Origin of the sequence: Actinoplanes missouriensis 431 (assembly GCF_000284295.1) — a bacterium.
Taxonomy (GTDB): Bacteria; Actinomycetota; Actinomycetes; order Mycobacteriales; family Micromonosporaceae; genus Actinoplanes; species Actinoplanes missouriensis.
The window spans coordinates 581,189-594,703 of record NC_017093.1 but is presented as its reverse complement, the minus strand read 5'-3'; the positions used below and the strand labels follow the sequence as shown (position 1 = coordinate 594,703).

The 13,515-nt window shown below is 71.9% G+C and carries 11 protein-coding genes; 4 read left to right on the top strand and 7 right to left on the bottom strand.

All coding sequences use genetic code 11. The annotated features are described in order from the left end of the window. Window positions 1–28: 28 nt before the first annotated feature. From AMIS_RS43870 to AMIS_RS02740, 4 genes are all read right to left on the bottom strand, one after another. On the bottom strand, window positions 29–2,569 hold the full coding sequence (locus AMIS_RS43870) for a DUF3152 domain-containing protein (RefSeq protein ID WP_231859220.1): 2,541 nt from the start codon (window positions 2,567–2,569) through the stop codon (window positions 29–31). Window positions 2,570–2,930: 361 nt separating this feature from the next. After that, complete coding sequence (locus AMIS_RS02750) at window positions 2,931–3,899, bottom strand: DUF3152 domain-containing protein (protein ID WP_014440661.1); 969 nt, start codon at window positions 3,897–3,899, stop codon at window positions 2,931–2,933. Between the two features lie 93 nt (window positions 3,900–3,992). After that, on the bottom strand, window positions 3,993–4,952 hold the full coding sequence (locus tag AMIS_RS02745; protein ID WP_014440660.1) for an alpha/beta fold hydrolase: 960 nt from the start codon (window positions 4,950–4,952) through the stop codon (window positions 3,993–3,995). Next, a complete protein-coding gene (locus tag AMIS_RS02740) occupies window positions 4,952–6,670 on the bottom strand; it encodes a hypothetical protein (RefSeq protein ID WP_014440659.1) in 1,719 nt (572 codons plus the stop codon). The genes AMIS_RS02745 and AMIS_RS02740 overlap by 1 nt, the downstream gene beginning before the upstream one ends. Before the next feature lie 420 nt (window positions 6,671–7,090). Here AMIS_RS02740 and AMIS_RS02735 point away from each other — a divergent pair, with 420 nt between their 5' ends. From AMIS_RS02735 to AMIS_RS02725, 3 genes are all read left to right on the top strand, one after another. Continuing rightward, on the top strand, window positions 7,091–7,750 hold the full coding sequence (locus AMIS_RS02735) for a TetR/AcrR family transcriptional regulator (protein ID WP_014440658.1): 660 nt from the start codon (window positions 7,091–7,093) through the stop codon (window positions 7,748–7,750). A 37-nt stretch (window positions 7,751–7,787) separates the two neighbouring features. After that, a complete protein-coding gene (locus tag AMIS_RS02730; RefSeq protein WP_014440657.1) occupies window positions 7,788–8,012 on the top strand; it encodes a DUF3107 domain-containing protein in 225 nt (74 codons plus the stop codon). Window positions 8,013–8,282: 270 nt separating this feature from the next. Continuing rightward, window positions 8,283–10,151 carry a DEAD/DEAH box helicase gene (locus tag AMIS_RS02725; RefSeq protein WP_014440656.1) on the top strand — a complete coding sequence of 623 codons (1,869 nt, stop codon included), beginning with the start codon at window positions 8,283–8,285 and terminating at the stop codon, window positions 10,149–10,151. A 45-nt stretch (window positions 10,152–10,196) separates the two neighbouring features. Here the strand turns inward: AMIS_RS02725 and AMIS_RS02720 are convergent, their stop codons facing one another. Continuing rightward, on the bottom strand, window positions 10,197–10,838 hold the full coding sequence (locus AMIS_RS02720) for a biliverdin-producing heme oxygenase (RefSeq protein WP_014440655.1): 642 nt from the start codon (window positions 10,836–10,838) through the stop codon (window positions 10,197–10,199). Window positions 10,839–10,914: 76 nt separating this feature from the next. Here AMIS_RS02720 and AMIS_RS02715 point away from each other — a divergent pair, with 76 nt between their 5' ends. After that, a complete protein-coding gene (locus AMIS_RS02715; protein ID WP_041829526.1) occupies window positions 10,915–12,066 on the top strand; it encodes a class I SAM-dependent methyltransferase in 1,152 nt (383 codons plus the stop codon). On the opposite strand, the gene AMIS_RS02710 is transcribed toward AMIS_RS02715, so the two are convergent. Together AMIS_RS02710 and AMIS_RS02705 are read right to left on the bottom strand one after the other, a co-directional pair. Beyond that, window positions 12,059–13,258: a hypothetical protein gene (locus AMIS_RS02710; RefSeq protein WP_014440653.1), complete on the bottom strand. Its 1,200-nt coding sequence runs from the start codon at window positions 13,256–13,258 to the stop codon at window positions 12,059–12,061. The genes AMIS_RS02715 and AMIS_RS02710 overlap by 8 nt on opposite strands. After that, window positions 13,251–13,463: a heavy-metal-associated domain-containing protein gene (locus AMIS_RS02705; protein WP_014440652.1), complete on the bottom strand. Its 213-nt coding sequence runs from the start codon at window positions 13,461–13,463 to the stop codon at window positions 13,251–13,253. Before AMIS_RS02705 ends, AMIS_RS02710 begins: the two co-directional genes overlap by 8 nt. Between the last annotated feature and the right edge of the window lie 52 nt (window positions 13,464–13,515).

Here is a 13,515-nt window from a genome sequence, read left to right as displayed (position 1 = left end):
GGGCCCGACATGCGGGATCGCGGAATAATCAGGCGGCCGGCTCGCCCGCGTACCGTTTGCCGTCGAGATAGGGCCAGGCGTTGCGGGTGCAACCCTTCAGGCCGTAAGTCTGCGGCATCATCACCGGCGCCTTCTCCCCCTCGCCCGGGCACGCCTCGTGCCCGTGGCCCAGCTCGTGCCCGACCTCGTGGTTTATCGCGTACCGGCGGTACTCGTCGACGTGCTCGGCGTACTCCGGGATCGCGTCCGTCCACCGATCGACGTTGATGATCACCTGCCCGGGGACACGGCACGAGGTGAAACCCTCGGTATGCAGGCCGCCGGTGGCGCACATCTTCTCCGACGTGCCCGCCGACGCCAGATAGATCGTGAAATCCGCGTTCCCGGCGTTCGTCACCCGCCGCAGCCGCAGCCGCCCGTCGCTGACCCAGCTCCGCTCGTCACCGAGCGTCCGATCGATCACCTCGGCGAACTCGGCAGGCGCCGTGCCGTCCACGGTCTCCTCCACAGCCACCCGGAAACGGTGCAGCTTCCCGGCTGTCCCAAGCATCGGGCCGCGCGATTTCGCGTACCGGAACTCGCCTGATTTCTGATCTTCGCCCGTCTCCTCCTCGACCGGCGCCTGCGCACCCACGTCGTTCGGCACGATGCCCTGCGTGGGCGCCGGGGCGGGAGTCTGCACGCCTTCCCCGAGCCCGGCCGGCTCGGGTGGGAGCGGCTTCTCCTGGGTGCGCAGCTCATGCCCCACGATCAAAACCCCGGCAACCACCATCAGGTACGCCAGGAGCACCGCCCGCCGCCGCCGGCGGATGGTCCGTCGCGTGCGGGGGTCGGGCGCAGCCTGGCGAGCCGTGGAGTCGGGGCTGGGTTCATCGTCGTAGGCGGGGTGGTCGTAGGCGCGGGCGTCGTATTTGCGCTCGTCGTCGGTCCGGTCGTCGTAGCCGCGTTCGGCGTAATTGCGGTCGTCGTAGGCGCGCTCGTCGTCGGTGCGCTCGTCGCGGGCGAAGGCGCCGGGGAGGAAGCCGTGGTCGTGGTAGTCGGTTTCTGCGGCCGGGAGGTACAAGCGCTCGGCTGTCGTGTCCTCCTGGGTTTCCACGGGGTAGGCCCAGGCGTCGTCCTGGGTTTGCGGGTCGTCGTGGGCCGGGGTCGCTTCGGGGTGGTTGCGGGTCGGCGCCTCTTCCCAGATGGGAGTGCCTTCCCACGCGGCCGCTTCCGGCGTCTCGCGCTGGGTGAGCGCCTCCACGCGGGCCGGTGTCTCGTGATGGGTGAGGGACTCCACGTGAGCCGGTGCCTCGTGGAGAGCGAGCGCCTCCGCGTGGGCCGATGTCTCGTGGAGGGCGAACGCCTCCTCGCGGGCGGCGATCTGCTCACGAGTTGGCGGGACATACAGGTTCGCCGGCAGTTCAGCCGGGAGCCGGAGGCTCGCCGGAAGCCCTCTCGCCGGTCGGCCGTGCTCATAGTCCCCGTCGGACGTGGGCATGGACGTCTTCGTCGACATCGCCGGCGGCGGTGTGGAGGTCGATGTGGGTGAGGGCGTCGGCGTCTCGGGTGGGCGGGCGATGGCCGGCTGGCTAGGACGGGAAGCAGCCAGGCGCTCGGCAGCAAGCTCCAGAATCCCCCGCGTCATCTCGGGACGCTCAGACTCGGAGCGCTCGGCATGGGTGCGCTCGGCATGGGTGCGCTCGGGCTGGGTGCGCTCGGGCTGGGTGCGCTCGGGCTGGGTGCGCTCGGGCTTGGTGCGCTCGGCCTGGGTGCGCTCGAGTTGAGTGTTCTCCGGCTGGGCGTCTTCCGGTAGCGCGGCGGCCTTCCGGTTCGACAACGCACGTGAACCCGCAGCCGCACGGGTGGGCCGGCTCGTCTTCGTGGAGGCGCCCGCCCGAGCTTCCAGTGCCGCTTCCACGGATCGCACACGTGCCGGGGTGGCCCGGTTCTCCGGAACAGCCTTCGCCGGCCCCGCACCGCGGCCGGCAAGAGCTGCCCGATTAGCGGCTTTCGTACTCTCGGCTGGCTTCTTCGCTCGCGTAGTGGACTTCGACTCCGCCTCGACTGATCCCGCAGTAGTGCTCGACGCGCCGCCCTTGACGCTGTTCGTTGACGCGCGCCGCATGCTCTTCGCGGGCGTCGGCGTGGGTTCAGGTTGAGTTGCGGAGGTGCTCTTGCGCGCGGCTCGACTGGACGTCTTGCCGATTGGCAACTCATCAACAGGTGGACGGCTCGACGTCGACTTGACCGCAGACGTCTTGACGGCAGAAGTCGACTTGATAGCCGGACTCGCCTTGACTGCAGTTGATTTTTTTGTGGTCGACTTCGCAGCGGTCGACTTTGCGGCCGTTGACTTGGTGGCCGTCGACTTGGTGGCCGTCGACTTGGCGGCCGTTGACTTCATCGCTGTTGACTTCTTCGCCGTCGACTCGGCGGGCTGCGCGATCTCTGTCGCCTCGTCGTCCGGGTCCTGCTCGGCGGCGTGCCTTCCCGCCCTGCGTGTGGACCCGGCCGACGCCGTCACCACGGCGCGGCCTGATGGTGACGTGGCTGCGAGCGTCCGACTGCGACCGAACGCCTCGTTCACCTCGGCATGCAGCGGCGTCGTCTCGTCCGGTTCCGGGTCGGCGGCTCGGTGTGCTCCTACCCGTACCGGTGGCAGGCCGGCCATCAGCGCGGCCTCGGCTCGGGAACGCTCGACGGAACGCCCGGCGGAGGAGGCACCGGGCTCAGCGGGGCTATTTGTCGCGTTTGCCATAGCAATCGCCAGCGTGCCACGACTCGCCGCTTGTCACAGGACTTTCGCGTTTCCGTCCGGAAGATCCGAGACGGTCACCTTGTCCGACCGATGAGCCCATGCCCCGCCGATTCGCCAGCCACAGGGAAGCCCGTTCGCGACTCCCTCTGACCCGAAACGCGGGCTGAAGCCGTCCGGCCCTGACCCGGGGTCAGATCGCGGGGCCCGAGAAGCTGCGATTGTCTCGGCGAGGCCAGGCGTACGGCACACAGCCCCGCAGCGTCAGCGTCTGCTGGACCATCACCGGAGCCGGACCACCCTTCTTCGGGCAACCCTGGTGACCATGGCCGAGCTCGTGACCCACCTCGTGGTTGATCACGTAACGCCGGTACGTTGCCAGCTCGACCTTGGCGTTCACATAGGGCGTCGCCGACAGCCGCCAGCGGTCCAGGTTGATGATCGCCTTGCCGGGGGTTCGGCAGGATGTGTACGGAACACCGCCCACCCTGATGTTCGTGCCTCCCCGGGCACACATCTGACCGGCGGTGTCCCGGGTCGCCAGGTAGACCGTGAAGTCCGCCTTGTCGGTGCCGCTGACCATCTGCAGGCGCAGGTTGCCGTTGCCGATCCAGCTCCGCTTGTCACCCAGGATCGACTGGACCTGCGCGGCGAAGGTGTCGGCGTCCTCGTTGCTGCCCTTCTCCACGGCCACCCGGAAACGGCGCAACTGCCCCTTGTGGCCGAGGACGGGACTGCGCTTGGACCCGTACACGAATTGGCCCGAACCATGCGTGGGCACCTTGCCGGAGAGTCGCAGCAGGCCCGCCGCCGGGAAGGGTTTGGCGGACGACGGCGAAGCCGAGGCCGATTCCAAGATCGGCGCGCCCGGATCGCCGGAGAGCGGTGACCTGGAGACGCCCGGCGACGCGGCGACCGGCGGCACGACCCCGGCCCCGGCCGACGACGCGGCCCCCGGCAGGGCGCCGGAGCCGGACGCGGGATCCAGCGACGCCGACGGCGACGAGGCCGCCACCGGCGCGGAATCAGCGGTCACCTGGTTGCCGACCACCACCGCGATCAGCACGACGAGCGTGAGCGCGAGGATGACCAACCAGGACAGCCGCCACCGATCGGCGCGGTCAGGGCTGTGGGGCTCGGCAGGCGGCGTTGAAGAGATCATGGGTCTTTCACACTGGCACACGCTGTCGATCGGGCCCACCGAATGTTGATCAAGTGCGGTGTGGCACACAGGGGCCGGGTGAAAGGTTTGGAATCAGTGTGGAGCGGCTTGCCGAATGTCGTCGAGCATGCCCACGATGCCCCTGCCGACCAGCCTCGGCACCTCCATCTGGGCGACGTGCCCGACGCCGGGCAGCACCAGCAGCCGGCTGTCCGGAATCGCCCGCGCCACCTGAGCCGGCACCCGCGGATCGACAAGCTTGTCGTTGAGGCCGCCGATCACCAGCGTCGGCGCTTCGACGCGGGCGGCGAGCCGCCACTGCGAATTCACCCCCGGGAGGTACGCCCGGAGGAAGCTCCCGACGAGCCCTCGCAGGGTGCCCAGGTATGCCTTCGGATAGTGCGCCACCGTGTAGCGCAGCTGGATCTCCTCCATCGCCTCGGCACGGCGCTGCGGGTGAACCTTGGTGGTGTCGCCGAAGCAGGCGGCGAGGACCTGCTCGGCCATCTGCTCGGCGGTCACCCGGGTCAGCGCCCACGCCATCAGTCGCTCGGCGCCGGGCAGGGCGAGCAGCGGCAGCACCGGACCCTGCGCGGTGCGGCGCGGGTTCAGGAACGGCATGGCCGGTGAGACCAGTGTCAGCGTGCGGACCAGGTCGGGCCGCAGGGCAGCGACCCGCACCGAGATCGAGCCACCCAGCGAATTGCCGACGAGGTGGACCGGGCCCCGGCCGGAGTGCTCCAGATAATCGATGAGCGTGGCCGCGAAGGCCGGGATGGAGTACCGCGGGATCGCGTCGCTGTAACCGAATCCGGGCAGGTCGACGGCCTGCCCGTCGAAGCGGTGAGCGAGCAGGCCGGCCAGGTCGGTGAAGTTCTGCGAGGAGCCGCCGAGGCCGTGCACGTAGACGGCCGGCTCGGCGCCGGGCTGCCCGGGCGTGTCCCGGACGTGCAGCATGGAACCACCGACCGTGACCCGGCGAGCGGGCCAGGGCGAGGGGATCTCATCCGCCGACAACAGCTCGCTGTCGTCGGCCAGCACCGCGCCTCTCATCAAGCCAACAGTGCCTCAAGACGACGGTTGACCGCCGCCAGTGTGGCGCGGACCATGGCATGCCGCTCGTCGCCGGTCACCACGGCGGAACCGGCCAGCTGTTCCACCCACCCGCCGTCGCAGGAGAGCAGCAGCACGACGACCGCCACCTGCATCTGGCCGAACGAGACGGCGGCGGCGTGCTCGACGAAGCAGCGGGCCGGGCCGTGCTCGTGCTGGGATTCCGAGAGCAGCTCGTCGACCGCACCGGCGGTGGCCGTCGCGCAGAGGCGCAGCAGGTAACCGTCGACGGCCGGGCCGGTCGCCACGCCGGACGCGGCGCGATCGCCGGCGCGCAGCCGGACCTCGACGCTGGCGTCCGCGCCGAACGTGTTGACGTGCACGTTCTCGATGACCACGCGGGGGCCGGGGCTCTCGCCCGGGTCGAGCGGGCGGGGACGGCTGGCGTCGACCGGAACCAGCGAGGCGCGCTCGGCGACCGGCGTCCGCTGGGCCGGAGCCGCCGAAACCGGAGCCGGAGCCGAGGCCGGAACCGGCGACGACGAGAACGAGGGCGTCGATGCGGGCGCCGGCGGGAACGGCGGCGCCGATGCGGGCGCCGGTGAGAACGGCGGCGCGGAGGCGGGCGCCGGCGAGAACTGCCGCGGTGGGGCCGAGGTCGGAGCCGCGGAGACGGGCGCAGCCGAGACCGGGGCCGGAACCGAGGCCCGGCCGGGACGCGCCTGACCGGGAACGATCGGCGCGGCCGCGCGCGGAGGCGACGAGATGGGCGCAGCCGCCCGCGGGGGCGCGGAGATCGGGGCGGCCGGGCCGTCGGCGGGCATCGCCGCGTCCAGACCCATCCGGTCCTGCAGGAGGCGGGCCACGCGGCGGCTCACCTCGGCCGGGTCCGCGCCGTCGGAGAGGTCCAGCCGCAGGCTGTGCGCGCCGGCCGGGGTGGCCCGCAGCGACGCGTCGCGGACACCCGTCACGCCGCGCACGGCGGCGAGGATGTCCTGGACGTCGAAGCCCTCCTGCCGCTCCTGCGCAGGCACGACGTCACCGCGGCGCAGATGCGTCGCGATGCGCGCCAGGGCAGGCGCCTCGGCCGATGGCTCCACGGAGGGCGGCTCCGGAACTCTGGGGACGTCAGGCTGGGCCGGCACCCGCTGCGGCAGCGCGCCGCTCGGCTCGGTCATGGCCGCGGCGAGCGCGCTGTCCGGCTCCTCGGCACGGGCCGGCGCGGGGTACGGGCTGGCGTCGTCGGTGAGTGGGTCGGTGGCTGGGGGGAACGCGACCGGCGCCGGCTCGTAGCGGCGCGAGAAGCTTGCCGAATCGTACGCCGGGCGGGCCGGCGCGGCCGGGTTGTCCGCCGATCGCTGGTCGCCCACGGGTGCCGGGTCGACCTGCGGCAGGCCCTGCGCCAGCGTGTCGGTGACGAGCGCGTGCCGGGACCGCTCGGCCGGGGCCGGAGCGGCCGGGGCAGCCGGCGTGACCGGGGCGGCATCGGTGGCGGGCACCCAGTCCGGCCGGCTCATCGGCACGGCTGCGCGCGGCGGCGGGCCGTCCCGGTAGGAGTCGTCGAGGTCACCCTCGTACGGGTACGGCGGGGCGCTGGCCGGGCGCGGCGCGACGGCCGGGCTGACCGGCGTCGGCGTGGCGGGCGTACGGCGGTGTCCGAGGATCTCGGCGAGGCGGCTGCGCTCGCCGGGCCACGGCGCGGGCGGATCGGCTGTCACGGAAGGGGGGTTCTCCACCTGGTTCGGGGCCGGAACGGCTGACGACGGGAACGGCTGACGCCCGAACGGGCGTCCATCCGACGGGCGTCCATCCGACGGGCGACGCCACGACGGCACGTCGGTGTCCTGCTCCACTGCCGCGCCCGCGTTCGACCACGGACTGTCGGCGTTCGCCCACCCGTTCACTCGACTGCGGTCACGCGAGTCGGCACCGTTACCGCTTCCTGCGGCCCCGGTGTCTCCCGAATGCCCTGTTTCATCCACCGCGTGCTCCTCGCTCGCCCCTGCTGAGGCTACCGTGTGGTTGCAGTGGCGATAAGTTGCAGCGTCGCGACAATTGCCCGCACGACCGCGACAAGCGCCGATCCGGGCAATCCACGACGACGTACCGCGGGGACCGACCCCCTGGAGGTTGAAGAAATGACCGCTGCGTCCGGCGGGGCACAGACCGCCCGACCGACCCGTCTGCCACGTTCCGCGCGCCGCAAGCAGCTGCTGGCCGCGGCGCAGCAGGTCTTCGTCGCCCACGGCTATCACGCCGCGGCGATGGACGACATCGCGGAGCGTGCGGGGGTGTCGAAGCCCGTTCTCTACCAGCACTTCCCCGGCAAGCTGGAGCTTTACCTGGCCCTGCTGGACACGCACTGCGACGCGATAATCGCCAAGGTGCGGAGCGCCATGCTGGCCACTCCCGACAACAAGGAACGTGTCAAAGGCGCGGTCCGTGCGTACTTCGACTTCATGGACCACGAGAGTGAGGCGTTCCGGCTCGTCTTCGAGTCGGACCTGCGCAACGACCCACAGGTGCGCCAGCGGGTCGAGCGGGTCGAGCAGGGCTGCATCGCGGCTGTGACCGACACCATCATCTCGGACACCGGGCTCCGCCCGGATCAGGCCGAGCTCCTCGCGTCCGGCCTGGCCGGAGCTGCCGGACAGGCCGCGCAGTTCTGGCTGGCGAACGGCCGGCGTACGCCCAAAGCTGAAGCCGAAGCGCTCGTAGCAGCGCTGATCTGGCGCGGGATAGCCAGCTTCCCGCTCCAGGGAGGTTCATCAGCCGGAACGCCGCCGGAAATCGGATAGCCTCATCAGCGGTAGACGGTTGACAGAGGAGGGCCCCGTGGAGGTCAAGATCGGCGTGCAGCAGTCGCCGCGTGAGCTTGTGCTGGAGAGCGCGCAGACCCCGGCGGAGGTCGAGCAGGCGGTGTCCGAGGCGCTGGCCAAGGACGGCGTCCTGACGCTTACGGACGAGAAGGGCCGCAAGGTGATCATCCCGGTCGCCAAGGTGGCCTACGTGGAGATCGCCGAGGCGTCGCACCGCCCGTTCGGGTTCACGACGCGCTAATCGACACATAGCTATACAACGGGAGGGCGCCCTGATCGCAGGGTTCCCTCCCGTAACTTGCTCTCGGGTGCGCCCGGCCCCAGGTCGGGTAGACTTGCGCCGTCGCCGTCCTCGTCGATTTGTCAAATCGACCCCGGGTCCGGTTCAAACCGGCCCCGCGAAGCACGGCGAACGCGCGTGCGGCCCGCTTAACCGCGTGTGGCCCGCGCCCAACAAGACCGCGCCCCAGACTTCGACGGGCGCACCACGAGAGGGCACCCGTAAAACTTCATGACCGACAATGAGCAAGCTCTAGTACCCGTCACCAGCCGTGCACCGGTCCGCCCCGACAGCCCCACCTTCGCTGAGCTGGGCGTTCGCGCCGAGACTGTCGAGGCGCTGTCCGCGGCGGGCATCACCCACGCGTTCGCCATCCAGGAGTACGCGCTGCCCATCGCGCTGCGCGGCACCGACCTGATCGGCCAGGCGCCCACCGGCACCGGCAAGACCCTCGGCTTCGGCCTGCCCCTGCTCGAGCGCGTCACCGCGCCGTCGGAGGGCGCCGACGGCAAGCCGCAGGCCCTGATCGTCGTGCCCACCCGCGAGCTCGGCCTGCAGGTCGCCCGCGACCTCGCGGCGGCGGGCAGCACCCGCGGCGTCCGCGTCCTGCCGATCTACGGCGGCGTGGCGTACGAGCCGCAGGTCGACGCGCTGAAGAAGGGCGTCGAGATCCTGGTCGGCACCCCCGGCCGCCTGCTCGACCTGGCGAAGCAGAAGCAGCTGAAGCTCGGCTCGGTCCGCGCGCTCGTCCTGGACGAGGCGGACCGGATGCTCGACCTCGGCTTCCTCGACGACGTCGAGAAGATCCTCGCGATGCTGCCCGATCAGCGTCAGACGATGCTCTTCTCGGCCACCATGCCGGACCCGATCGTGGCGCTGTCCCGCCGGTTCCTGCGCAACCCGGTGACGATCCACGCCGGCCACACCGCGGAGAGCGCGGCGTCGCCGCTGACCAAGCAGGTCGTCTACCGCACGCACCCGATGAACAAGCTGGAGATGGTGGCCCGCATCCTGCAGGCCCGCGGTCGTGGTCTCACGATGATCTTCACGCGCACCAAGCGGGCCGCCGACCGGGTCGCCGAGGACCTCGACTTCCGGGGCTTCGCCGTCGCGGCGGTGCACGGCGACCTGGGCCAGGGCGCCCGGGAGCGCGCGCTGCGGGCGTTCCGCACCGGCAAGATCGACGTGCTGGTCGCGACCGACGTCGCCGCCCGCGGTCTGGACGTCTCGGGCGTCACCCACGTGATCAACTACGACTGCCCGGAAGACCCGGAGACCTACACCCACCGCATCGGCCGCACCGGCCGGGCGGGTGCCACCGGTGTCGCGATCACGTTCGTGGACTGGGAGGACATGCCGCGCTGGGTGCTGATCGACAAGTCGCTCGGCCTGGGCATGCCGCAGCCGCCGGAGACCTACCACACCAGCCCGGCGCTCTACGCCGACCTGGACATCCCGAGCGACGTCTCGGGCACCCTGCCGACCGCGGACCGCAGCCGAGCCGGGCTGTCCGCCGAGGTGGAGGAGGACCTGGGCACCGCCAGCCGTCGCCAGGGCGGGCGCGGCCGTGACCGCGATCGCGATCGTGGACGCGGCGGCCGGTCCCGCGGCGGTTCCACCGGTCCGTCCGACAGCTCCGGTTCCGGCCCCGGTTCCGGCTCCGGCTCCGGCTCCGGCTCCGAGGCGGAGTCGACCGAGCGGCCCAAGCGCGAGCGACGCCGCCGCCGGGTGGTCGAGGACGCCGAGGGTACGCCTTCGGCAGTGACCGAGAACGCACCCGCGTCCCCGGAGACGACCGAGGAGGCGCCCGCCGCACCGCGGGCCCGCACCCGCCGGCGTCGCACGCCCGCCACGGCCCCGGTCGACGCGGCCTCCACCGACACGGCCTCCACCGACGCAGCCCCGGCGGAAGCGCCGGCCGAAGCGCCTAAAGCGGCCAAAGCGGTCAAAGCGGAATCGCCGGTGACAGCGGAAGCCCCGGCCGAGACGAAGCCGGCGACCGCCGAGGGTGAGACGGCAGCGCCGCGTCGCCGTCGCCGCCGCGCCCGCGCCGACGAGACGCCCCAGGCCGCCCCGGCCACCGAGGCCGCCGACGCCTGACCGGCGACAATGAGAAGCACGGGACCACGGACGGTCCCGTGCGGCTCAGCTCCAGCGCTCCTCGAGCTCGCCGAGCAGCCCGATGTTGAGCCGGTACGCCGCCGACACCTCGTCGAGGAAGGCGTTGCGCTCCCCGCGTGACCAGGGCACGGCGTTGAGCTGGTCGCGGTACCGGGCCCGGAACAGCGGCGGGTCGACGCCCTCGAAGACGAAGAACCGATACCCCTGCCGGTCCAGCCGGTACGCCTCGACGAGCTTCTGCCCGAGCCACTGCCCGCCGGACAGATCACCGAGGTACCGCGTGCAGTGATGCGCCACGTACCCGGTGGCGTGGTCGAACGCGGCGGACCGGATCCGGGTGCAGTACGTGGTCGTGGCCGGCAGCGCGGAGATCCGGCTCTGCCAGCGCGCGCCGAACAGGAACCGCAGGTCGGCTTCGAGCGCAGGGATCCGAAACAGCTCCGGGTAGACGAAGTGCCGGGCGACCGGATCGTCGGTCATCGCGGCGGCGGCCAGCTCCAGCGTCTCGTAGACGAACCAGTGCTGGGCGGCCAGCTCCGCGTAGGCGGCGAGCGGCAGCCGCCCGGTGGCGAGCCCGTCGACGAACCGGCTGCGCTGCGCGACGGCGCGCCCTTCCCGGGTGACCTCCCGCAAGCGGTCGGAGAGCAGGCCGACGATCAACGACACCTCCTTGCCCGCTGATCAACTTAACCGCGCCGCCGCGAGATCCACAGCCCTCCGGGCCGTGGGCAGAATGGAAGACATGCCAGAGCCGCTCGATCAAGTTCTTGCCGAGGTCCGGGAGCTGCTGCTCGCGCCGGGCCTGACCCGGGCCGTCGCGGCCGGCCGCCGTCGCGGCCATGTGCCGTCGGTCACCCGGGCGCAGGTGCGGCCGGTCACGCTCAAATCCGGGCAGCGACTGCAGATCGTCACTGACGACGGCGCCCGGCCGTTCACCCGTAACGTCGCGCCCGGCGCCGAGGCGGCCGCGGCCTTCGACGAGTTGCTCGCCGAGCCGTTCGGCAACTGGCACGTGGAGACCGAGACGACCACCGTCCAGGTGCGGGTGACCAAGAAGGGCGACGCTCAGGTCCACCGGGCCGCCGTGTCCGCCGGCACCGCCGCCAAACCCGCCGAGCAGGCTCACGACCGGGAGAAACAGTGGCTGCTCGACCCGGGAGACCCGCTCTTCGACGTGATCGGGGGCAACGCCGCGAAACGCCGTCAGATCGACGCGTTCCTGCGCGCGCTGGCCGCCACGCTCCCCGACGAGCTGCCTCAGCCGTTACGGGTCGTCGACCTGGGCTGCGGAAACGCGTACCTGACCTTCGCCGCCTACCGGTACCTGCACATGCGTGGCGCGCGGGTCGAGGTGGTCGGCGTCGACGTCCGCGAGGATCAGCGGGTGCGCAACACGGCGGTCGCGGAACGCCTGGGCTGCGCCGATGAGGTCAGCTTCGTGGCCGGCACGATCGAGGACGCGCAGCTGCCGTTCGCGCCGGACCTGGTCCTCGCGCTGCACGCCTGTGACACGGCCACCGACCAGGCGCTGGCCCGGGCGGTGCGCTGGGAGGCGAAATGGGTCCTGGCGGCTCCCTGCTGCCACCACGACATCGCTGCGCAACTGAAAACCCTCAAGACCCCTTTCCCGTACGGGGAGACGACACGTCACGCGATCCTCCGGGAGAGGTTCGCCGACGTGCTGACGGATTCGCTGCGCGCCGCACTGCTGCGACTGAACGGGTACCGGGTGGACGTGGTGGAGTTCGTCGACTCGGCGCACACCCCGCGCAACCTGCTGCTGCGGTCCCGCCGCACGGGCGCCGCGCCGACCGCCGAGCAGCAGGCGGAGTACTCCGCGCTGACCGGCCAGTGGGGCGTGACGCCCGCGCTGGAGAAGATGCTGGCTAGCTGACCACGACGGTCCAGGCCGCCGTGGAGACCTTCCCGGCGACCTGGAAGTCGAGGAACATCCGGTAGGTGCCGGGGCTGGGCGCCGACAGCCAGAACTTGATCTTGCCGTCGATGAGGCGGGTCTCCGGGTGCACGTGGACGTAGGCCAGGTCGTTCTCCCGTAGGACGACCAGGTGGCCGTACGCGCCGAGGTAGGGCTCGACCGTCACCGGCTTGCCGGCGGCGTCCTTGACGGTCATCAGCAGGGGCTGGGTCGCCGCGGTGCCGGGCGTTCCCTCGTACCCCACCTGGAAGCCCTCGGTGGTCGTGGCCCGCGCCGGATCGGGCAGGGTGACCGGCGTGTAGTTCCCGGCGACCGTCAGGTCGCTGCCGAGCGTGGTGGCGATCTGGGCGCCGCCGACCAGCGCCGTGAAGTCCGCGATCATGCGGTAACTGCCCGGCTCGGCGAGGGTGAGGTCGATGCTCCAGGTGCCGTCGGGCGCCATCACCGGGTGCAGGTGCTGGAAACCGGTGAGGTCACGGCGGATCACGATGAGGTGCAGCGGCTTGTCGTGCACCACGGCGTACGTGGTGACCGGCGCCCCACCCGGCCCGTGAACGGTGAACTCGAGCTTCTGCGCGCGGCCGGCCGGGAACGTGGTCGTCACCGGCGTCAGGGTGAGCCCGCTGGAGCTGAGGGACAGGCCGCCGACCGCCGCGCCGGCCGCGTTGGCGCCGGGTACCGGGACGCTCACGCCGTGGGTGTGCGGCTGGCTCTCGTCGACGACCGTCGAGGAGGGCGCCGGGGTGGCGCCGACCCCGGCCGGGGCCGAGGTGGCGGCGGTGCCGTTGTTGAGGCGGCCCAGTCCGTATCCGGCGAAGAGCACGACGATCAGCAACGCGCCGAAGGCGGCCAGCCGGAACCCGGCGTTCGGCGGGATCGCGGGAGCCGTCCCGGCGGAGCCCAGAACCGGTGGCTCGTCGGTCTCGGTCCCCGCCGACGCGGGCTCGGCCGGCTCGGGCCCCGCCGATGCGGGCTCGGCCGGCTCGGGCCCCGCCGATGCGGGCTCGGCCGGCTCGGGCCCCGCCGATGCGGGCTCGGCCGGCTCGGGCCCCGCTGGGGTGGGCGCGGCGGAGTCGGCCGCGGCCGGGGTGTCGTCCGCGCCGGTGCGGGGCTCGGGGGCCGGGTGCGCTGCGGCGGTCGGGTCAGGCATCCGCGAGCTCGTAGCCGGCCTCGTCGACCGCCTCACGAACGGCGTCGTCGGAGAGCGGCGTGTCGCTGGTCACGGTCACCGCGCCGGAGGTCAGGTCGACCTGGACGCCGGCGACCCCGGACAGCGCCGAGATCTCCTTGGTCACGGCCTGGACGCAGTGCGCGCAGGTCATGCCCGTCACCTGGTAGGTGCTGGTCACCGCCATGGTCGAACCCCTCCTTGGACTCGCGTCCCAACGGACATACCGACTATACCCC